General features: G+C 59.1%; 20 protein-coding genes. 5 read left to right on the top strand and 15 right to left on the bottom strand.

Translation table 11 applies throughout. From position 1 onward, the window contains the following. Positions 1-40: 40 nt before the first annotated feature. The 4 genes from ACZ75I_RS02065 to ACZ75I_RS02050 all read right to left on the bottom strand — a co-directional run bounded on the left by ACZ75I_RS02065 (position 41) and on the right by ACZ75I_RS02050 (position 3,947). A complete protein-coding gene (locus ACZ75I_RS02065) occupies positions 41-1,186 on the bottom strand; it encodes a YncE family protein (protein ID WP_472958631.1) in 1,146 nt (381 codons plus the stop codon). 186 nt (positions 1,187-1,372) lie between these two features. Further along, positions 1,373-2,386 (bottom strand): XVIPCD domain-containing protein, encoded by a 1,014-nt coding sequence (locus ACZ75I_RS02060; protein ID WP_472958630.1) that lies wholly within the window; start codon positions 2,384-2,386, stop codon positions 1,373-1,375. A gap of 2 nt (positions 2,387-2,388) precedes the next feature. Further along, complete coding sequence (locus ACZ75I_RS02055) at positions 2,389-3,024, bottom strand: hypothetical protein (protein ID WP_180869164.1); 636 nt, start codon at positions 3,022-3,024, stop codon at positions 2,389-2,391. Next, positions 3,021-3,947 carry an XVIPCD domain-containing protein gene (locus ACZ75I_RS02050; protein ID WP_180869166.1) on the bottom strand — a complete coding sequence of 309 codons (927 nt, stop codon included), beginning with the start codon at positions 3,945-3,947 and terminating at the stop codon, positions 3,021-3,023. The genes ACZ75I_RS02055 and ACZ75I_RS02050 overlap by 4 nt, the downstream gene beginning before the upstream one ends. A gap of 335 nt (positions 3,948-4,282) precedes the next feature. Here ACZ75I_RS02050 and ACZ75I_RS02045 point away from each other — a divergent pair, with 335 nt between their 5' ends. Both ACZ75I_RS02045 and ACZ75I_RS02040 read left to right on the top strand, forming a co-directional pair. After that, positions 4,283-4,573: a hypothetical protein gene (locus tag ACZ75I_RS02045; protein ID WP_472958629.1), complete on the top strand. Its 291-nt coding sequence runs from the start codon at positions 4,283-4,285 to the stop codon at positions 4,571-4,573. Between the two features lie 118 nt (positions 4,574-4,691). Beyond that, the gene (locus ACZ75I_RS02040; RefSeq protein WP_472958628.1) at positions 4,692-5,033 is read left to right on the top strand and encodes a hypothetical protein; all 342 of its coding nucleotides are present in this window, start codon (positions 4,692-4,694) and stop codon (positions 5,031-5,033) included. A gap of 236 nt (positions 5,034-5,269) precedes the next feature. Here ACZ75I_RS02040 and ACZ75I_RS02035 read toward each other — a convergent pair whose 3' ends face one another. The 10 genes from ACZ75I_RS02035 to ACZ75I_RS01990 all read right to left on the bottom strand — a co-directional run bounded on the left by ACZ75I_RS02035 (position 5,270) and on the right by ACZ75I_RS01990 (position 15,519). Next, positions 5,270-5,944, bottom strand: a complete 675-nt coding sequence (locus tag ACZ75I_RS02035; protein ID WP_472958627.1) for a hypothetical protein — start codon at positions 5,942-5,944, stop codon at positions 5,270-5,272. A 7-nt stretch (positions 5,945-5,951) separates the two neighbouring features. Next, positions 5,952-9,296, bottom strand: a complete 3,345-nt coding sequence (locus ACZ75I_RS02030; RefSeq protein WP_472958626.1) for an XVIPCD domain-containing protein — start codon at positions 9,294-9,296, stop codon at positions 5,952-5,954. A 27-nt stretch (positions 9,297-9,323) separates the two neighbouring features. Then, positions 9,324-9,971: a DUF1629 domain-containing protein gene (locus ACZ75I_RS02025; protein WP_472958625.1), complete on the bottom strand. Its 648-nt coding sequence runs from the start codon at positions 9,969-9,971 to the stop codon at positions 9,324-9,326. A 130-nt stretch (positions 9,972-10,101) separates the two neighbouring features. Next, positions 10,102-10,407, bottom strand: coding sequence for a hypothetical protein (locus ACZ75I_RS02020; protein WP_472958624.1), 306 nt, complete (start codon positions 10,405-10,407; stop codon positions 10,102-10,104). A gap of 34 nt (positions 10,408-10,441) precedes the next feature. Beyond that, a complete protein-coding gene (locus ACZ75I_RS02015) occupies positions 10,442-11,074 on the bottom strand; it encodes an imm11 family protein (protein ID WP_472958623.1) in 633 nt (210 codons plus the stop codon). A 422-nt stretch (positions 11,075-11,496) separates the two neighbouring features. Further along, complete coding sequence (locus tag ACZ75I_RS02010; protein WP_353761487.1) at positions 11,497-12,126, bottom strand: imm11 family protein; 630 nt, start codon at positions 12,124-12,126, stop codon at positions 11,497-11,499. 270 nt (positions 12,127-12,396) lie between these two features. Beyond that, positions 12,397-13,029, bottom strand: coding sequence for a DUF1629 domain-containing protein (locus ACZ75I_RS02005; protein WP_472958622.1), 633 nt, complete (start codon positions 13,027-13,029; stop codon positions 12,397-12,399). Between the two features lie 373 nt (positions 13,030-13,402). Continuing rightward, positions 13,403-14,047, bottom strand: a complete 645-nt coding sequence (locus tag ACZ75I_RS02000) for an imm11 family protein (RefSeq protein WP_472958621.1) — start codon at positions 14,045-14,047, stop codon at positions 13,403-13,405. An 87-nt stretch (positions 14,048-14,134) separates the two neighbouring features. Further along, positions 14,135-14,776, bottom strand: a complete 642-nt coding sequence (locus ACZ75I_RS01995) for a DUF1629 domain-containing protein (protein WP_472958620.1) — start codon at positions 14,774-14,776, stop codon at positions 14,135-14,137. 98 nt (positions 14,777-14,874) lie between these two features. Next, the gene (locus tag ACZ75I_RS01990) at positions 14,875-15,519 is read right to left on the bottom strand and encodes a DUF1629 domain-containing protein (RefSeq protein WP_472958619.1); all 645 of its coding nucleotides are present in this window, start codon (positions 15,517-15,519) and stop codon (positions 14,875-14,877) included. Between the two features lie 170 nt (positions 15,520-15,689). On the opposite strand from ACZ75I_RS01990, the gene ACZ75I_RS01985 reads away from it, so the two are divergent. The 3 genes from ACZ75I_RS01985 to ACZ75I_RS01975 all read left to right on the top strand — a co-directional run bounded on the left by ACZ75I_RS01985 (position 15,690) and on the right by ACZ75I_RS01975 (position 18,267). Next, entirely contained in the window at positions 15,690-15,905 is a 216-nt protein-coding gene (locus ACZ75I_RS01985; protein ID WP_472958618.1) for a hypothetical protein, read from the top strand. A gap of 485 nt (positions 15,906-16,390) precedes the next feature. After that, positions 16,391-16,759, top strand: a complete 369-nt coding sequence (locus tag ACZ75I_RS01980) for a hypothetical protein (protein ID WP_472958617.1) — start codon at positions 16,391-16,393, stop codon at positions 16,757-16,759. Positions 16,760-17,382: 623 nt separating this feature from the next. Continuing rightward, positions 17,383-18,267 (top strand): HNH endonuclease, encoded by an 885-nt coding sequence (locus ACZ75I_RS01975; RefSeq protein WP_472958616.1) that lies wholly within the window; start codon positions 17,383-17,385, stop codon positions 18,265-18,267. A 261-nt stretch (positions 18,268-18,528) separates the two neighbouring features. Here the strand turns inward: ACZ75I_RS01975 and ACZ75I_RS01970 are convergent, their stop codons facing one another. Further along, on the bottom strand, positions 18,529-21,513 hold the full coding sequence (locus ACZ75I_RS01970) for an RNA-directed DNA polymerase (RefSeq protein ID WP_472959037.1): 2,985 nt from the start codon (positions 21,511-21,513) through the stop codon (positions 18,529-18,531). Positions 21,514-21,559: the final 46 nt, after the last annotated feature.

The raw sequence follows: 21,559 nt of genomic DNA, 5'->3' as shown, positions 1-21,559 counted from the left end.
GTTGCGCCCTGCCCCTGCGTTTACAGCCTGTGCACCGCTGTTACAGCTGGATCCGCGCCACGCTCTCGTCAGCGCCCTTGTCGTCCTTCTCGCCGTTCTTGATGCTCACGAACAACACGTTGTTCTTCGCATCCAGCGCCAGGCTGTTCGGGTGGGTCGGCACCGTGTAGGTCGCCACCTTCTGGTAGCTGTCACTGTTGTACGCGGTCACCGTACCGGCTTCGCGATTGGTCACGTACAGGCGCTTACGCGGTGCATCCAGCAGGATGCCGAGCGGGCCGGCGTCGGTCGGGATGCTGGCCAGCTCCTTGCCGGTGCTGCGGTCGAGCACCAGCACGCGCTGGCCCGGATGCTTGCTGACCAGGCCACCGCTCTTGGCCTGGTAGCCACGCAGGAATTCCGAGCCCTGGTCGGTCACGAACAGGCGCTTGCCCGCCGGGTCCAGCGCGATGTTCATCGGCTGCTCGGCGGCGATCCTGTGCTGCGCCACCACCTTGTTCGAATCGGTACCCACTACCACCAGCTCGGCCAGCAGGTTGCTGGTGTACACGCGCTTGTTGGCCGCATCCAGCGCCAGGCCCGGTGCCTTGGCATTGCCCAGGCCATCAATGGTGTTGATCACCTTCAGCGTGGTGGTATCGATCACGAACAGCACGCTGCTCACGTCCGGCTGGCTGCTGTGGCCGGTCACGTACAGGCGGTTGGCCGCGCTGTCGACCACCAGCTCGCGCAGGTCGTGGGTGTAGGCGGCCTTGCCGTCCTTGCCGGCTTTCTTCTCCATCAGCTGGATGGTGCCCACGGCCTTGTTCTGCGCGGTATCGACCACGGTCACCGACAGGTCCACGGTGTTGCCCACGTACAGGCGGTTGTGGGCGTCATCCAGGACCACACCAAAGGCCTTGCGCTCCAGCGGAATGCGGGTTTCCACGGCCAGCGTGGCCGGGTTCAGGCGCAGCACCTGGGCCGGGCCGGCGCCATCGCCGAAGCCGCCGGACGAGGCGACGAAGACTGCGTTCTGTTTCGGGCTGTAGGCCAGCTCATACAGGCCCTTGGCCACGGCCTGGCGCTGCACGGCGGTGGTGGCGCTGGCGGCGGGCGCGTTGTCGGCGAACGCGGAGGGCACGCCGAGGCTGAGCAAAACGGCAACAGCCAGGGCGGCCGAGCGGAAGAGAGGAGTACGGAACATGCGAGCGTCCTTGAATGGGCACGGGAAGGTGTCCTGGCTCGCTGGGCCGTACTTCGACGGCCCGCCCCGCATCTGTCTGCGCGGGGTGGGCTGGCTGGGGTTGCGGGGGGAATGGTAGCAGGTGGGGGGCGTGGCGTGCGCCGGCGCGGGCATGGCCGACGCTCGACCTCGATGCTGCGCCCGCGGCTATGCCATCCGTGGACCGTGGCTCTGCTGAAGCTGCTGCTCCTCCTGCAGGCGCTGCGCGTCTCGCTGCCGCTCATTCTGCTGCAACTGCGCGACCCGATCGAACGAGGCCTCCACCGGTGCCTGTGCAGCCACCTCCGCCGGCATGCTGGCGCGCTGGTGTGCCGGGTCACTGCGGTCCCCCTGCACGATGAACAGCTTCGGTGCGGTATCACCGCGCTGCTCGCCCAGCACCACCTCGTCCACGCGCGAGAACTGCTGCTCCTTCGACAGCGCGAGCAGGCTGGCGCTGACATTGCCGTTGCGCGCCCCGAAAGCGCCGAGGTCGGCCACCTGCTGGTGGATCTGGTTGAGGCGGGCATGATCGTCGTGCGCCGGGTCTGCGGGCGTGCCGCTTGCCGCGAGCGTACTGTTGCCGCGCCACTGCTCGCCGTTCTCGGTGAACATCCACTCGCGGAAGGTCTGCTTCGGCATCGGGTTCCACTGCACCTTGTCCAGCTCGCTGCCCTTCACCTGCTGCGGAATGGCGTTGATCGCGCGGATGTTGTCCAGGACCCTGGTAGCGCCCTCGTAGTTGGTGATCTCCCCGGCCAGCCCGACCGGGCGCAGCCCAGCGTGGTTCAGGGCACCCCAAGCGAAATCGGTGCAGGCGTTGGAGAAGAAGTCGTAATCCATGTCGAAGCCGTGCTTCTTCGGGTCTGCCGAGAACTCGAGGATGCGGTCGTACTGCGCCTTGCTGATCTCGATCGTGCGCTCGAAGCGGGGTTTGTCGTAGACCAACACATCCATGTCATCGACTTTGCCCCTGTTCGGCTCGTCCTTGGTGCCTGCGTGGGTGAAACCCATGCTCTCCGGGAAGGGTTCACCCGAACGGCGCAGCGACAGGAACATGTGCCCCGCGAACGATGGCTCCAGCAGAAACCTGTTTCCCTCAGCATCACGGCCGTAGCGCGGCGTGCCGGGGGCCGCCAGATGAATGGTTACGCTGTAGCGTTCGGCATCGTCCTTGTGCATGTCTACTTTCCTAGTGATTGGTAGCCAACGATCAGTTCTGCTTTCAGGCCTTCCAGCCGGGGCCGATCCTCCACAAGGTCCACCCGCAGAACGTAGCGCCCGGGTGCAATGCCTCCGACCTGCGCCAACTGCAACGTGCGATAGAGCACCTCTTCAGAGTACAACCCGGCCTCGGCCAAGCTGTTGATGTCCACGCTCCCCGTCGTCAGGTCTGTTACCACGCCATCCTCCCCGATTTTCTGAGAATCGCGTCCATCGCGAGTACGCTGCCAGAGCTGCACAGGACCAGGTGCACCGCCATCAATACGCTCCAGGCGCAGCCGCGTTGGCAGCCGTCCCAGCGTGATCTTCTCCGAAGCATCCAGCAGCCGTCGCGCATCGGTATCCTGCAGCCGCAACCCGATGTTCAGGATCGGAATGGCCGGCTTCTGGGGCGCCGGCAAATCAAACGTGACCTCGGCAATCCGACCGGCCTTCTGCAACTGCACGGCCCGCGTGAGCGGCACAACCGTGCGCGCCTCGGCCTGTGCGCGCGTCAGCAGGGGCGGCGCAACCTCAGGCGCTGGTGACGCACGGCATGCCGCCAGCGCGCCCAGCATCGCCAGTACCACCAGCCCCCGCCGCAGTGACCGCGTCATTGCTCCTTCAACCGCAGCGAATCGGCCACATCGGTCTTGGCCGCCACCTCGGTGGCGATGCTGGCGCGGCGGTGCCCTGGATCGTTGCGGTCGCCCTGCACGATGAAGATGCTTTCGGCGGCATGGCTGTTCTGGGTCGGTCGGCTAAGCAGCACGTGGTCCACGCGCGAGAGATTGTTCTGCTTGGCCAGCACCAGCAGGCTGGCACTGATGCGCTGGCTGGCCGCATCGAACGGGCGGCCGTGCGCGGCATCCAGCTCCGCCACCTTCTGGATCAGCTGCGAGAACAGGCGGTGATCGGGATGCGAAGGGTCCAGCAGCGTGCCGGCCACTTCAATCGGCGTCGGTGGCGGTTCATCGATCGCGCGGTCGCCCTGGCGATGATGTTCGGCCTCGCGCTCGGGCATCGCGTGGTGGGTTTCGGCATTCAGATCGCTGCCCGGGAAAGGCGCGGCAATGCACTGGATCTCTGGCAGGTTGAACAGCACCGCGAACTCGCCGAGGTTGCTGCCGCCATCCAGCGGCGCCGGCAGCGGATGCAGGCCGGCATAGTGCAGGGCGGCCCAAACGAAATCGCTGCAGCGATTGATGGAGGCCGGGCGATCCACATCGAATTCGAACTCGGCCGGCTCCTCGGCGAAATCACGCAGACAGCCGTAGTGTTCTTCGGTGATTTCCAGGGTACGGCTGTAGTACGGGTCCAGATGCTCGTCGGCATCATCGTGGCGCACCTGCGCGTACTGCACGCCGGAGCGGGCTTCGCCCGGCGCGTGGCGCGGTGGTGCGAAGCCATAGCTGTGGGCCTCGTCGCCCGCAGCGACCTGCAGGTACATGTGGCCGCGCGGCGAGATGCCCCCACTCTTCAGCGGGGTGCCGGGCGCGGCCAGATAAAGGGTTACGGTGTAGCGTGTTGCCTGCTCCATGCCTGTTCAGCCTTGATAGGTACTGCGGTCCTGGCTGGATGATGGCATAGGTGGGATCGGGGGTAGGTGGAGGGATAGAAGGCGTCGATCACGACTTGCTGAATATGTGAGCCAGCATGCAGTAATGGGCCTTGGCGCGAGCAAGGTCCCCGCAGCGACTAGAGCTTGCCATTCCACCGTTCTATAAGTCGTTCCGATCATGCAAGGGAATCGCCCATGAGCAGAGCACCGGCTTGCCGGCTTGCCGGCTTGCCTACTTCGCCCTGGTGACCGTGCTCAGCACCAGCGCCTGCGCGAAAGCCCCATCCACGGAAACGGGCCCGAACGGAACCCCCATGTCCGAAGCCGCAACCGGCCCACGCACGGTGGGCGGACAGACCTACACGACGCAGCCGGTAGAGGCTCGGCTTGGCCCGCGCCGCTTCATGTTCCCGGCCAACCTCTACTACAACCAGACGGGCCCCCTGGCCGATGGGGGCGTCATGCTCACGGTGTTCTGGCCGGATTTCGATGCAGCGCCTCCCGGTGATCGCCCGGTGCGCAGCACGCAGGACAGCCGGCGGCAGGTACTGGTCGAGCTTAGATCGCGTTCCCATCCAGAACTATCTGGCACGTCGGTCCAGTAGCGAAGCCACCAGCGCGCCGGGATCACTCGAGCGAAGGGACCCGGTAGAGAACCTTGCGCTGCGCGTTGCACAACCCGAGCGCTGGGGTCTGACGCCGTATGCGATTGACCCATCGTTGATGGCAGCCTATGCAAAGGACTCGGAGGCTGCGCTGGGCAGGCCTTACGTGCACAACCCGGGGATGGAACCAGACTGGTATGTGGCGCGCGCCACGGATGGCCAACTGGCAACCTTCATCAGCTGCGACCCGGCAGACCGCATTCCTGACGGACTTGTAGTTCAGGGAAAGACACTTGAACGCGCCGGCGAAGGCCAGATCGCAATGTGCCGCCATTCCATCGTGGACGCGGGCGACAGCATCGCCATCGAGATGAACTATGCACGCGTCATGCTGAGCGACTGGCAGCGCCTGGAAACCAGCGTTCGTGATCTTCTGGAACGATATCGCGTTCAGCCGTGAACGATGGAGGTCCGGGCGCTCTTCATTCGGGTCGTACAGTGGCTTCAACCCGGACAGGGACCCACCGAGGGTCATCACAGCCAAAGACGCTTCTGCGCAGCTCTCCTCCATCATGAGCCTGCGTCTACGCAGTCCAGCTCGGAGAGGGAGACCGATGAATACGATCCCCGTCTATCGGCAGAATGGCGAGCTGACTTACCCGTGACACTCAGCGTACCGGCGGTGGCGAGGCTGCCTTATTTAGGCCTGCGCAAGTAAGCAACCAGCAGTTCCGGCTGGTACGGCTCAAGCTGTGGCAGAGGGGAGTGCAGTTGCACTTCAACCCGGTATCGGCCCGGCGACGGATTGCGTGCCCATGCGAAGGCCAGCTGTGCATAGTTATCATCGGGTCGTTCCAGCCCAGCATTCTGCAGCGCCAGCACGTCAACATCGTCCAGCCACGCATTTGTCACTCGACCATCAGCGGGGATGGGAATTGTTCTGGCAGGTTCCCCAATGACCCATTCCAGCCGGTGCAAGGGCACGTCCTTCCATCCACTCGATTCCAGGCGCTGCATGGAAACCTTCGCCTGGAACCCGGACGCCCGAACATCGGCCAGTGCCCAAAACGCCGCGGTGTTATCCGTGCGGTCAACGCGAATGCCGATCATGAGCGTTGGAGAGGAATTTTTGCTGGGAGCAGCCACATCGAACTCGACCGTCAATGGTGCATCCATTGACGAGGTGGGCATGGCTCGCACAAGCGGCACCAGATCCGGACGATGGGCCTCTGCTATCGAGCCTTCGTCGCGAGCCGCATCGGGCCGGCACGCGGTAGCCAGAAGAACGAGTAGTGCTGCGAGCATGCATATCCGGCGCATTCCATGTGGCGTCATCTTCAGTCCTCCGTCCAGGTCGCCAGTGCAGTGCATGCCCTACTCATCCCCCGCTCGCCGCACGAATCTGTATGTCGTGCTGCACCCGCTGGTCTTCCAGCTGCTGGTCCATTTGATTGGCAAGCGCACGCTGGTGCGCTTCACGGCTGACTGCATCGAACTGCTGCAGTGATTCCTCCACCGATGTCTGCGCCGCCAGCTCGGTCGGCATCGCAGCGCGCTGATGTGCCGGATTGCTTGGCTCGCCCTGCACCACGAACAGCGTGTGCCCAGCCGGGTGTTCACGCGTGGCGTTGCTCACTAGAACATGGTCCACCCGGTCCAGGTCGTTGTCCTTGGCCAGTACCAGAAGGCTGGCGGTCATGCGTTCGCTGACTTCGTCGAAGCTGCGGCCGTGCTTGGCGTCCAGCGCTTCCACGCCCTCGCGGATCTGCTGATACAGCGCATGATCGGGATGGCCGGGCTGGGTGGGGTCCTGCACCACCCGGCTCGGGGCCGATGCCTCATCCGGTGCAGGTTCGGCTGGCTCAGGGCTTGGCGCAATCGTGGGCGCGGCAGGAACAGTGACAGCCGCAGTGACGGGCTGGAGGTCATCCAATGGAGTCGGTTCGGGCTCTGGCACGGTTTGTGCCGCTTCCTGCTCCAAAGGCCATGAATCGCGCGCAGGCTCAGCAGGCAGCGGCTCCTTGAAGGGCACCGGTTCCACCTCCTGCACTGCCATGTCCTGCTTTGGAGTGGGAGCAACCGCAGGCACCGGGGCGATCCGCTCCGGCTCCGATGCCTGCTCTGTGCGCTGCGCGGGCATCATCTGCGTTGCCGCATCCAGTGGCGCGGCGACATGTGGCGTCGCGCGCTCAGGTGCGGCCGGGTGCGCCTGCATCGGCCCAGCGGGCTCTGGCGTCTGTGAGGCGGTACGGTTTTCGGTGGGCGCCTCGCTGTTTGGATGGGGCTGAGGTTGGGGCTCCGCCTCACGCCGCGGCGGATCGCGCTGCTCGGCGTGCCGTTGAGGCGCGGGCTTGTCCTGTGGGGCGGGCGTAGGCGGTGGCGTGACCCCTATCGCGGGCGGCGCTGCCGCAACCGCCGCAGGCGCGATGGGTTGCGCAGTCGCCGGCTCTTCAGGCCGCACTTCCACGCTCCCATCCTGCTCGGATGGCTTGTCGCCATGTGCCACCTGCGCGGCTACTCGTGCAGCCTGCCCTGCATCCACCTGCGCAGCACCCAGCCGATTTGCCTCCTGCATTGCCTGCCGGTACACCTCCTGCTCACCCGCCGACAGCGCTGCAATGCGTAGCTCGGGCGAGTCCGGCAACGGCGCCTGCTCGTTGGCACGCGCGCGCACCTCATTCCATGCGGCCTGCAGCTCCTGCGTGCTGGTGGTCGCGACGGCGCGCGCCACGCCATCCTGACCCACCTGGTAATGGGTGATGGGCCGGGACGCGCCCGCGTTGCCCTCGGCGACAGGCCCCAGTTCCCGCAGCGTGGGACCCGTAATGCCGTGCTGCTCGCGCGTGCGCGCCGTGGCCAAGGCAATGGCCTGCTCCCACGCCGGTGACAGCGCAATGCCCGCAGCGTAGTAGCTGTGGCGCACCTCGTTCTGGTTCACTTCCGCCGCAGATGGCAACGGTCGCGCGTCCAATGCGGCAATGGTCTGGTTGAACTGATCGAGCGACGGCTGCTGGATGGTGCGGGTCAGCTCCAACTCCAGCGCCATGTTCCCCTGCGCGATCTGGCCAGCGTGGTGCCATTGCCCTTCTTCATCGCGCTGGTAAAGCTGGTTGTCCGAGCCCTGGATGGCGTCGGGCCTGGCACGGGCCTGCTCCACCGCCTCCGGCACCAACGGCACGAAGTCGCTGGCACGGGTAGCGGCGTAGGTCTCCAGATAGCTGGCGGCAATCGCGGCCTTGCCGTTGGCGATGTTGTTCTCGATGCGCTGCACGGCCTCTCGGTTCAACTCGTTGGCGCGCTCGGGGCTGGCGGTCTGCGTCTCATACACACCCCGGTCGTTGGCACCGGACACACCAACCTTGACCTGCCGCGTCCACTGCTCGGCCTGCGCATCGCGGTACCAGTTGGGATTGTCCAGACGGCCCTCGCCGTCCTTCGCCGGGATGCTGAAAGGATCCTGCGGCGGCGGCGCCTTGCCCAGCGCCAGCTCTACCGCCTTTACATGGGCGTATGCGCCCAGCTCGCGGGCCTTCTCGTAACTGGCGCCCACACTGCGCTCAGCCGGAGTACCCATGCCGTCGCCTGTGCTGTCCATAACCGCCTGGCGCTGCCAGTTGCGGCCATCGAACTGCCATGTGACATCGGCCTTGTCGGTCTGCCGGTAGATGGCGCGGTTGTCGAGCAGATCGGCACCCTTGTCGAACGCCTTGCTCATCAGCAGCGCATCGCCCGCGACGATGGCCGCAGGGACGAAGCTGGAGGTGCCGATCACCGACGCCGTGGCCATGCCACCGACCCAGCCACCGCCGTTGCGCGCCAGGGCGTGGGTGAGCTCGGACTGAGCGGCGGTGCCGTTGCCTTCTTCCAGCAGCTGCGAGGTTCGGCGGGCGGTGATGACAGCGTCGGCGCCGGAGGCGAGCAGGCCGCCGGAGCGGATCAGTTGGCTGGTGGAGGCTTCGCCGAGGAGGAGGTCGAGTGAGGCACTGCCACCCTGAGCGTAGGGAGATCGAATGCGATGCGCCGCTTCTTCACCGAGAACGCGCTCGACAGTTTGCATGCTGGGTTCGGAGAGCGAGATACGCCCAACGTGATGCGAGTTTGAAATGGCAACGGACAAACCGTGGCGCTGGAGCTCAACGTTGCCACCACGCGTGATGGCCTTTTGTTCGGAATCGATCTGGTCGAGTGTACGCACGATGCGCATTTCCGAACCTGCAACCGCCCCCCAACCCTGGTCGACGCTGGACAGCGTCGGTAGCAGCTGTACCTGCCGGATATTCAGCCTGTGATAGTCGGGCACCTCATCAAAGAAATTGCGGACACTTTGCGAAGTAGAGGCGGGAGTCTGGCCAAGCGGCGTATTGGTGTACAGGTCACCATTGATCAAACCAGCCCTCACGGTATCTCGCAGCTGCTCAACCCGCTTGGCCACCCTATCCAAGGCGGCGGGATCACCCGCTATGGCTGCTTCGCCGTCACGCGTTCCCTGGATTTCATCCAGCCATCCCAGCATTCCGTCCTGATATGCCCGGAGTGGACCACCGCTATGCGGAGTGATTCCAAGCGCGTCTGCCAGCTGAGGACTCGCCGGCAGGAAGATTCTGTTCTCCACTGCGTGGATGTTGAACCTTCCGGACTGCTGCAGCGTGGCGAGCAGTTCGCTGTTTTTCAGCGTCTGCTGCTCTATTGCATGATGATCTTGGAAGTGCGTCCGGTGCGCCATACGTGTCACTCATTCCTTGATTCGGTCTCAGCAGTTCACGACATCCTCAAACCACAGGCCATTCGAATGCTGAGGCGAAGTGATGCCTGCCGCTTCAACAGCGTCCTTGAAGATGCGGTCGCAGAATACGCCCACATGGAATGGAAGCCTGAAAACATGCGCAGATCCCAGTACTTGGCGATTGAAGGCCAGCTTCACATCGCCAGTTAGCCGGTAGTACTTCCCGTTCACGTACTCATCGCTCACTATGATCTTCAACTTGGATGACTGTTCATCCAATGCATCAAGGGTGCGCACCACATCGCAGAGGCGATACGCGGGCCCCTCAGAGCCATCGGCCAGTCGATAGTCCACCGCATGGAACTGGAATGCGTCAGGATCAATTTGTTCCATCACTTGGAAAAGGCGCTCTGACACAAGCCAGTAGCCGCTCATTCCACCTTCCAGATCCTGCGGCGGATCCCCAAGCTCCGGATGTAGAATCAGACGAGGCATTTCGACAAGCGGCGGAAAGCCCCCCGCTTCGGGGCGGAGAATCAGCCGGGGCGGAGTAAGCAAAGACTGTTCGTTCTCGAAGACGACACCATGCCCTTTTCCTCCGCGGGTAGCGTCGGGGCGAAGCTTGAAGAACTCTCCAGCCGTGGGCTGATTCGCAGGCAATTTGGACAACTCCATGAGTGGCGTCTTTTCCGTTTGTGGCTGAGCGTAGATTAGAGGTACACGCGTGCGATCGGAAGTGATGAGGAGCTCTGGGCAACCCCGCTGCCTCCTCAGCACTGAGGCAGGGCGCGTTCAGGAATTAGTTCTACCCCGGCCTACTTCGCTGGGCAATCAGATCACTATGAGATTCGGAACCACGCCCTCGAGTCTCGCTCAGGCTTTCGAGGTAGTCCATCACTCCATCCGTGTAGGAGCTACGCGTACGGCCCCTGTGAGGTGAAGTATCCAAATCATCGGCGAGATCACCTTTCACCGGCAGATACAGCCGATTGGCCGATGTATCCTTGCCCAGCAGGTTGAATTGATCCAGTTTTTTCAGCAAAGGACTGCTGGTGAACAGCGCCTGCTCCAGGATGTGATGGCTCTGGAGAATTGTCTTGGCAGTTGACATCCCTTTCTACCTCACTCCAGGAGATGCTGGGTCTTCAAATGTCAGAAGCGCCGGTCAGACGAACTCCGCGCGCATTAGGATGCCGGCCGAACCCACTCTCTATCAGGAAGTCCCTCATGGCCCGATCACAGAAAGCATTCGATGTATAGGGCGTTCTGAAAACATGCGCCGTGCCAATCATACTCTTGCGGAATGCAAACTTGGCCCCGCCGCCAATGCTGTAGTACTTCTCATTCGGATAGTCGTCCGTAAGGATCTTCATCGATGACGCATCCTCGTCAATCGCATCCAGCACTCTGACCACTTCGCACAAGTAGTGCGGCGCCGCCTCTGAGCCGTCTTCGAGCCGGAACTCACATTTCATGAAAGAGAAGCCGTCTGCATCCATGGTTTGCATGGCAGATTTCAGCGCTTCCGACACCAGCCAGTAGCCCTTGAAGCCCGCCTGCAAATCCTCCGGCATTTCGCCAATCCGGCTGTCATACCGCAATCGAGGGATTTCATTCATAGAGCCAATTCCGCTCGCCGATGGTGGTTCGCTTATATGCTCCGGTAGCGGCAACTCGTTTTCGTTCTCCAGCACCACTCCGTGGCCGCGCCCGCCCCCGCGCACGTCCGGCCGGAGGAGATAGAACTCACCTTCCACTGGTGTATTTTCAGTTGCCATGAGAAACCCTCGATTCCAGCAATGAATGGATTCCCAGATTCAAACGTTCGGAGCAGATTTATTGTCCAGCCATCGACCAAGGTTCCCCCAGCTTCTTTGAGAAAACGTCACGCGTGTCAGGCGCAACGCCTACTCCAGACTCAATCAGCGCATCCCGCACAACTCAATTACAGCACACGTTAGCAGTGAAACGGCGCGAAGCCGGGGCACCCGGACAAGAGCTGAGCACGCAGAAGCGAGCTGTAGAAGAGTCGACTCTATTCATCACTTCCTCATTCATCTTAGTTCACCACGCCCCAGCAAGCCTCTTGACGGAGGATGATCCCTGAACACGACCTGCTCAAAGACATGATGACTTTGTAGAATTACGCTTTCTGCGGGCATAGGATTCCATTCCCAAGAGGGCGAAAAGTGCTGTTTAACTAGTAGCCTGCAGCGTCTTCAATCCACACGCCGCGCGGATTGATCACCGTTCCAAATCCATGCTCGATGAGCGCGTCGCGAAGCACTCTGTCACAGTAGACACGGCTGCCCGAATGGATATCCATGAACACATGCGCATCAGCCACTTCTGCTTCTTTGAAGGACAACTTGCCGCCACCGGAGAGGCTGTAGTACTTGCCGTTCTGGTAGCCATCTAGAACTTTCACGCTCGATGCATTCTCGTCAATCGCGTCCAGAATTCTTATCACCTCACACAAGTAGTGAGGCTCACCTTCTGAACCGTCCTCGAGCTGAAATGCACACTTCGCAAAGACAAAACCTTCGGCATCGATGTTCTCCATTACATCCTTTAGGGGTTGAGAAACAAGCCAATAGCCGTTGAATCCGCCTTGCAGATCCAAAGGCATATCACCAACTTGGCTATCGAAGCGAAGCTTGGGAACAACCCTCAGTGATGCAAGCCCGCCCATCTCAGAAGGCTCGCTCATATAGGTCGGCCAAGGGACTTCCTCCTCATTGTCCAATTCGACCCCATGACCACGGCCAGGTGCGCCCATATCGGGGCTAAGCACGTAGAAGCGACCTTTAGGGGGGGCGACTTTACTCATGTCGTCCTCATTCATTCTCGTTATTCACTGGTGTCAGCGAGCTCAGGCGAACATTGTTCGGAACACACAGATCGAACAGTCCGTCGTTGTCTTCACTAGCAGCCGTGGCTTTCCTTCGCTGTCCCAATCGCAGCATCGACTGTCCTCGCTTCAGCTTTGATTGATAGGTGCGCCTCTCATGAGGCCACTAGAGAACACACCCAATCGCATTGACATTAAATATTTGGCTCGAAACCGCAGCACTACTCAATCTTCGGAGGGCCGTCTGGCTCAACAGTTCACAACGTCTTCGAACCGAAGCCCGTTGCATGCCCTGGCGGCTACGATGCCGGCACCTTCTACCGCGCTCTTGAAAATGTGGCCACAGAAGACACCTTCGTAGTAAGGGAGCCGGAATACGTGAGCATCGCCGATGACCTCCCGCTTGAACGCCAAGCGGACGTCGCCAGTCAGATCGTAGTATTTCCCCTCTTCATAGTCGTCACTAACGATGATCTTCAGCTGGGATGCTGCCTCATCCAAGGCATCAATGGTTCTGATGACATCGCAAAGGAAATAAGGGCCACCCATTGCTCCATCAGCGAGTCGATAGTCAGTCTCCCTGAACGCAAAAGCTCCTGGGTCCACGGCCGCCATCACCTCGCGGAGACGCCCGGAAACGAGCCAATAGCCGCTCATCCCAGCTTCAAGATCCTCCGGTGGCCACCCTTCGCTTGGGTAATACACTAGGCGCGGGGTCTCGCGCAGAGGCGGGAAGCCCCCCTGATCGGGACGCAAGAGGAAATTTGGAGGCGTCTTCAGGGAAGACTCGTTCTCAAAAACGACGCCATGCCCTTTGCCGCGCCGTCGGGCATCTGGGCGCAACTCGAAGAACTCGCCCTTCTTTGGCAGATTCGAATTCATTGCTTGTCTCACCTCAGAATCATCTAAATAAGCGTGCCAAGAGCTTATCAGAGGGTGTCAGCCTTCCATGCCTTCTTCGAGTCACCCCCGCGCGCTCTCAGCCTGAAGTCCCCTCCACCGACATAGCGCACTACTGCTTCTCTCCAATTCCTCTGGCCGCTCTGAAGTACCGATGCGACCTGCCTCTTACCGCTCTGCCTTCAACTCAAGCACTGAATAGGCATGACTGCTTTTTAAACCGTTCTGCACCGGCAAGCAATCGGACAAAAATGAAATCGATCTTAAGTTCGACTACCGATCCCGTTCCATGAGACGCGCCGCAGCCGTCTTCAATTTTTACATGCGGATTATGCTTAGAATGACGCGCGCCATATCAGACATTGGCTGCGTCCTTGAACCTCAGGCCACGCATTTCACACTCGCTTCCAATTCCCGCAGCGCGTATGGCATCCCGGAACATGCGATCGCAGTAGACAAGATCGCCGGAGTACGGGCTCCTGAAGACATGACTGTCCCCAATTACGTCCCTCTTGAATGCCAAGCTTGCTCCGCCACGAAGGTCGTAGAACTTCCCGCCCGGATAGCCCTCATCGACGATGACCCGGAACTTCGATGCTTCCTCATCGACGGCATCCAGCTCGCGAGCAACCTCGCACAGGTGGTACGTTGGGCCCTCTGTGCCGTCCGGAAGCACGTAATCACACTCCACGAACTCAAAGGCGACGGGATCTATTTCGGTGAAGGCCATCTTGAGGCGCTCTGATACCAACCAGTAGCCACTCATTCCTCCTTCGAGGTCCTGCGGTGGATCCCCCAGCTTTGGATCGAGCACCAGACGCGGTCTCTGCGACAGATGAGGAAAACCGCCTTCTTCGGGGCGGATGATCAGCCTGGGAGGCGTCAGCAGTGCGTCTTCATTCTCGATCTCAACGCCATGCCCTCTTCCCCTTCGGGTCGTGTCAGGCATGAGCAGATAGAACTCGCCGGGCACAGGCGGATTACGTTCTAACGTTGGCATGTACTTGTTCCTCTCCAAATTAGAGGCATCTACCGCACTTTGCATACATGCAGCATCGGTCGCGAAGTCGGCGCCGGTGGGACCAACTCAGCAGTTCACCACATCCTCAAACCAGAGCCCATTGGATCTCTTGGCCGTGACGATGCCGGCAGCTTCCACCGCATCTTTGAACGTTCGGTCGCAGAATACCCCGCCATGGAACGGCAATCTGAACACGTGAGCCGAACCCAGCACTTCGCGTTTGAACGCCAACCGGATATCACCGGTCAGGCGGTAATATTTCCCTGCCTCGTACTCATCGCTGATCACGATGTTGAGCTGGGAGGCTTCTTCATCCAAGGCGTCCAGCGCACGGACCACGTCGCAAAGGAAGTAGGTTGGTCCCTTTGAACCGTCTTCCAAGCGATAGTCGGTATCAGCGAAAACGAACGCGTCAGCGTCTATCTCTTCCATGACCTGGCGCAATCGCTCGGAGACCAGCCAATAGCCGCTCAACCCGCCTTCCAGATCCTGTGGAGGGACGCTCTGCCGCTCCTGATAGACCAAGCGCGCGACTTCACGCAGTGGGGGGACGCCACGGGCTTCGGGTAAGAGGATCAGCCTGGGAGTCGCAAGCAACACGTCCTCGTTTTCAAAGACCACCCCGTGACCCTTTCCTCCACGGGTAGCATCCGGTCGTAGCTTGAAGAACTCGCCCTTGCGCGGCTGATGGGTGGAAGTTGATCCCATGCTTGTCATCTCACGCTGTAAATGTGAATCGAAGTCGCTCGTACGCAGTTGAAGCGAATCCACAAGGCGCCCAAGGGTCCGATCCTCAGAGGTCTGACTCAGATGCTGGCCGCGTCGGTGAACCAGAGGCCCCGCGATACGCGGGGCCCTCCGATTCCAGCGTTCCACACAGCGTCGCGGAGCTCTCTGTCGCAGAAGACGAGGTTTCCCGAGTAAGGCGTCCGGAATATTCTGGCGTGACCGATGACCTGCTTGCGGAACGCCAGACTGGCTCCGCCCCTAAGGTCGTAGAACTTCCCACCTCGATAGCCTGCGTCAGTGATGATCCGAAGTTTCGAGGCTTCTTCGTCCACCGCATCGAGCTCACGGGTTACATCACACAGGAAGTACCGCGGCCCCTTGGATCCATCGGCAAGGCGGTAGTCACACTCTACAAACTCGAAGCCAGCCGGATCTACAGACACAAGAGCACCGCGTAATCGTTCGGAGACCATCCAGTAGCCGCTCATGCCCCCCTCCAGATCCTCTGGGAGGCTCCCCTTCTTTGCTGAGTGAACCAGCAAGGGCTTGTCCGCCATGGGCGGAAAACCTCCTTCCTCAGGTCGCAGGATCAGGCGAGGTGGGATGCGCAGCCGCTTCGCGTTCTCGAACACGACGCCGTGCCCCTTTCCCCCACGCGTGGAATCAGGCATCAGGAGGAAGAACTCGCCAGGAACAGGCTGGTTCGACTTCAATGCTTCCATGCTCTTTCACCTTCTTTAGCTATGATGCGCCATAGCGAGTCTGCCCCGTTCTACCCCGACCTTCCACCTCGTGCAATCAGATCACTGCGAGATTCGGAACCTGGTCAAGCATGCGTCCCACGTCTTGAGATGCGCTCCAGCCATCCTCCCTTTCCCCTCTGGAGGATGACATGACCAAGATCGACCCCACATGGCTGGAAGCCTTCGACAAGGAGCTCCTCTACCTGTTCGCCATCGACCATCGCGATGCCGGCATGGATGAGTACCTGCTGGGCTGCTACGCAGACCTTCCGCCACGCGAAGCGGCACTGGCGTTCGGCAGCGACTACGACCTGGAGCGCGACGATGCGCTGTGGCCACAGCCGGGCGTGGCGCTGCAAAGTTAAGCTGTGTCGCAATCGGCACGCTGCGCGTATCAGCCCAGCGGGCTAGGTGTCGCTTTTGGGATCCTACACGGCTGCAAACCGTGCTTTTTGGAGCGCGTTCGGGCGGTAGCTTAACAACGACCCAAACCGCTGCACCGCAAGGGTTCTGCCACGCGCGCGCCATGCAACAATGCCGTAAGCGTCAGCATTTGCGGCCTCTGCGGCCTAAGGTTTCTTGGCATCTCGCAACCATGCGAGTACACCTTGGCGTGCCACCGGAGAAGGGTGGCGCGGGACTCGAAAACCCGTCTATGTACCAGATGTATGCGCTTGCCAGCCGGCGCCACCGTTTGTGTGGCGCCGGCTGGCAATCCGTTCGCGTTTCCATGGCGGGCGGTGCGTGGGGATCTTCGGATCCGCCGGTCTGGTACATACCGGTTTTCGAGCCCGCACCGTCCGCCACCTTTATTGGTGGCGCTGCTATCTGTCCTGTACGGAGCATTGCCATGAACACATCGGACTTCCGTTCCCTGCACGCGCAGTACGATCCGGACAACACCGAACCCGAGCGCGAACCGTCCGTCGATCCCAACGCCTTCGTCGCCACGCTGCACCGCATCGGAACCGGTGCGGCTGCGGACGGCCAGCCTTGGCCGGAGCGGCATCAATTGCCTGGACGGTGTCTACAGCTGGCGGATGCGGATTGCGCGCTGGCGGGGCTGCGCGTGGTGGCGGAGCTGATGCTGGCTGCGGAGCGGACTCGGCAGAACGGTGCGCCCGAGGAGTACTTGGGGGACCGGGTGATGGAAGGGTTGAAGATGGCTTGTGTGGCGTTGACTGCGCAGGTGGCTGAGCGGTTGCACGTGCGGGAGTAACCGCGCTTCGCTACGTACAACGAATGCAACGCCCCGAATCATATGCAAGGTCCGAAGCATTCTCCGCTGTCTGAGCATTTAGCCTCCAACACTGGCCTCACTATGCCGAGCCGGACTTTGCTTGCCCTGACAACGGCAGCGCTATTGGGATTGATCATTGCAGGGACGTACGCGCCGGCCACCGCAATGAGTTTTGAGAGCTACCCAAGACTCACCGACTCGGAGTTTGCCTTGTTCCAGGCCGACGCCGAGAACTTTGCCGAAGCGTTGGCTTGCCAAGGCGTCACCATCGGAAAACATGATTCCAGTAGACGCTTCTTTGATATCAGCGTACGCGGCGATGCCGTGCTGTTTGTGGACAACTCTGGGCCGAGTCTTCTGATAGTCACCATGCCTGCGGTCGCAAGCGATGAAATAGAGCTAGAGCGCTGGAAGGATGGTTGGGGCTCACCAGAGAGACGCAGGAGGAACTTGAGCCCACCTGAGAACAGCTGCCCTCCACTCTCGTCCAAATAGCCCCCATTTGCACCCTGCCCCGACTGCCGAATGCGTCAACCAATGACACAAGCAACGTGGTTCTGGCTAGAATCCTGGGCACTTAGCTTCTGGGACAGGGATCTAGGATGGAACTCCCATTCGAGGTGGGCGCGCTCTACAACCGTCAAAAGCAGATCCACGGTGTATTGGGCGGGCAACAGCAGGGCGGCATTTCGACACCAAAGGAGCATCCGCTAGTCATCGCGTTCACTGGCGAGGCCGGCGCGTCTCACGGCTACCATGACTTTTGGGACGACGACGAAGTCTTTCATTACTTCGGCGAGGGTCAAGTCGGAGACATGAAGTATGTGGCGGGCAACCGAGCGATTGGTGAGCACGCCAAGGATGGCAAGACGCTCGTAGTGTTTCAGATGATGGGCAAGGGGCGACCCTACCGGTACCTTGGTAGGTTCATGTGCCTGTCCTCCTACGTTCAACCTGGCACGCCAGATCGAGAAGGGCAGCCTAGATCTGCGATCGTGTTCCGCTTGAGATCACTGGAAGCTTCGCTGGGCCTCGCGGCAAGTGAGACGGATCAAGCTGAGATCGATGACGTCGGCTCGACCACCACAAGACGCGAAACCGAAGTGCGGACGAAGCAACGCCTGTTTCGCGAGCGCCTGATCGGCGTTGAAAAGGGTTGCCGACTGACCGGCATTGAGGACCTTAGATTTCTCCGTGCGAGCCACATCAAGCCATGGGCAAATAGCACTCATGATGAGCGTGTTGATGGAGAGAATGGTCTTCTGCTGGCTCCGCATGCGGACCTGCTGTTTGATCGGGGTTGGATTAGCTTTTCGGCGAGCGGTCTCTTACTCGTTTCGAATCGCCTCCCCTCCCATGTACAAGCTTGCCTGGGCCTAAACCTAGACGAATCGGTTCGACGCGGCGCCTTCTCACACCGGCAGCATCGCTTCCTCGAGTTCCACCGTGATGTTGTTTTTTGTATGCATCAAGGCTCGCATACTTAAAAACTCAACCGACGCCGACACACAATGGACGTCCAGTTACAGCGATCACATTTTACAAAGTAACCGGTGAACACAGGCCTTTTTGCCGGCCTGAGAGAGGCCTTGCCGAACTAAGCCTGGGCCAAATCTTTCGCTCACCACTACGCCCACTCCTTCAACTAGCTTTTCACCCATTCGCCAACATAGATTAATCACGAATAATGAGATGAAAACCAAGGAATCAACTTGGTATTTCCACATATATTATTGCGCACTTCTCGACTACTTCCTAGCGCGCCTCCTAGTCACCGAAGACTTCCGCTCCTTTGAGACCTCGAAGCCAATAGGTAGTGGCTTCCAAGAGCTCTTCTTCTTACCCTTCGAGCTGTGAAATTCCCTGATCCCCTTAACATCCAGTGGCGCGATCACAAAGTAATCCTCATCTCCGCCCCTGACTTGAACCACATCTCTTAAGTAGCTCTCGCTAGCGGGTGCGCGAACTCTGCTGTCACCATATTGCCGACTATTAACCTGAACAACGTAGGCATGAAGATCCTGTGCAGCGGCCTCAACCAGAGATGAGAATGAATTTATATCCTTATTCCATTCAAGAGCAAAAATTGTATCCACATGCCCTTGGAATGACCTTCTATTATCGATATTTGTAAAATCACTGCAGATCAAAACTCCAAAGAAATGGTCGCCGTGACGATAAATTGGGCGAGCCTTTATGACATCAGCCTGCCTCAATGACCTTTTCGCCGCAGCTAATGCGCGTCGCTCCTCGTGCGCGGGAAGCATCTTAGGCTGGATGTACATTACGTGTGAGTCATACCCTGGCCATCGGGTATGCAGCGTTATAAGCGCGTCATTATAGTAGGGACCGCTACGGGCCTCATTCTCGAGCCCTGCCATGAAGGACACCCCGGACCGCGCCAATTTCGAGGAAGCGCTAAAGGCCCAGCGCCGTGGAACAGAAGACTCAGGGAAGACGACGTAGTCAACGCGCTTATCATTTAGAAGTATTTGGTTAATTATTCCATTGAATCTTTTGTAGCGTTCAACGCTTCTATTGGGCTGCCCACCTAGAGCCGACATCCAATCTTCGTTTCTAGTCAGGTAACTAACTATCGCAACACGGATCTTGTCTTTCCCCAACAATGAAGGGACGTTCAGAATTATCTGACTTTCTCGACCGTCTACCAGAGATAGTGATGGAGCGCCGTTCTCTTTCGCCCTCGCGCCTCTCAAAGCAAAAATGGAGCTCCGCAGCAGCGTTGGTGAAGATAGTAGATCGGGAGCCACAGCTGTCATCTCGTAAACCGTCAATGGTCTCGTAGCAAAGGCAACTCCTGGCCAATATATCTTTTTGTAATCACGATCCGCGACTTCCGTGAAGCGCCTCAACCCTCCGAGACGCAACGCTCTTTGTACGGAGAGGTCCGAAGGTGCGCGCGGAGATCGGGGGGCTTTAAGGCCAGGCTCATTTATCCACATTTCCTTGTAGGGCCTACGCCCCATGTCGGAAAACAGCAACCTTCTTGATGCATCCTTGAGCGGAGTCAAAGATATTGATGGCGTTTGAATTTCGCTTATCTTCTTAATGCGCCTCATCAACTTCAGATAAGAAGGGGAAAACTTAAACCCCCTAACAGTTGACGATTGCAAGGAGACCTGGAAAATGTTCCTAGCATACAGCCTCAGCATTCCATTTAGCTTTTCATCGCTAAAATTAACAGTCTGCCTGATGAGATCAATTACGAAACTGAACTTTCCCAGCAAACTATTCGCTTGTTCAAAATCGCGACAACTAACAGCCACGCCAAAAACACGAACGATATAGCTAAAATAATCAAATATTCCGCTTGGAGTTATAACGTACCGTTCCACCATTTCGTAGAATGTGGTCCTAGTGCGCTTCCAGCTTCCGGAATTTAGATCCCTGGCGTATGCTTCAACGTCACTAAGTAACATTGCAAAGCCCAGTCGCCGCACAGAAACTGCCTCTGCTTTTCTTAGCGCATCCGCCTCAAGACTGGCATCAGATGAAGTCAGAAGCGCTCTAGACAGCATCCCTTCCGTTGTCTCAGGAATCAACGGAAGCAATCTATACTCGCTTGATCGCTGACGTATCTGCTGTTCAATCTGACCAATCAGATCCAGACCGTACTTCCCCGAAACATCAAAAACCTTTTGCTTTTCTTGCGAGAATTCTATCTGGCTGTCACTGAGGTAGCTAGGCTCGAATCGAGTGGTCGAACTCTCACTGTCAAAAATCAGCCCATCACCAAATTTCTCCGCAATCCAGGTGAAGAATTCGCTCGATGACGAGACCCCCTCCGGCTTTTCAACCACGATGAATATGTCATCCACATATCTACCGTAGTACTCAGGAGCTATTGCAGAACTTAGCCGCTGATCGAACTCTGAAAGAGCTACGTTCGCAATAACCTTCGACGCCGATAGTCCTACTGGAAGCGCACCAGCTTTCCTTGAATAATAATCAGGGGTCTGCTCATACCATCCATTCAGGCTGTCAATAAAAAGCCTTGTGAATTTTAACTGATCATCATTCAGAGAGACGTCGACGGCTCGCAAGTAGTCATCACGAAGTAGAAACTCTGGCGATATCCTGTGATAGAACCGCTTCGCATCCATCGTAGCTGCGATCACCGACTTACCCTTCTCGACCGCTCCTCGGATTGCCTTTAGCCCATTTTCTCGCCACGCTTTATAGGCACTAAAGTACGGAGTGAACAGACCCAGCGAGTCTGTGTTCAGCCCTCCCTCTCCGACAGCATCCCTCCAAGAAAGCCTACGCCTAAGTCTATTTCCATAGCTTAGATCTTTATTCAGACTTTCTTCAAAAACATGCCCTGCCTTGAGGATCCAGAGCGCACTGACCACCTGAAATTCAACTGAGGCAGACATTACCAGACGGAAATCGGCCTCGGCGTTATCCCCTGTAGTTAATGCCTTCTGGCGCCACTCCTCACAAGGATCAAGACTCGAAAAATGCGCTGATTGGCTCTTCCAAGATTTAGGTTGCAGAATTCCCTTTGGGGCGAAGAGATAGCCGCCTACTCGAGACTTGTCGGCCCACCACGATCCTGATTTTAGCCTCTTGAGTAGGCGCGTCAGGTTCTTATGTAGATCAGCCTCATATCGAGAAAAGGCAAGTGCGTCAAAATGAATCGCCTCAAAGAAAGCATCTGATTTTGCCTTCTTATACGCAAGATAGAGATCAGAAAGCTCCAAGAATTCCATTTTCACCCCCATCATCCTGTCAGAAAAAAGGGCAGCCTAAGCTGCC

Source organism: Stenotrophomonas sp. X (genome assembly GCF_055721025.1).
Note: the sequence above shows the minus strand (reverse complement) of the source record. Positions and strands in the feature narration are given on the sequence as shown.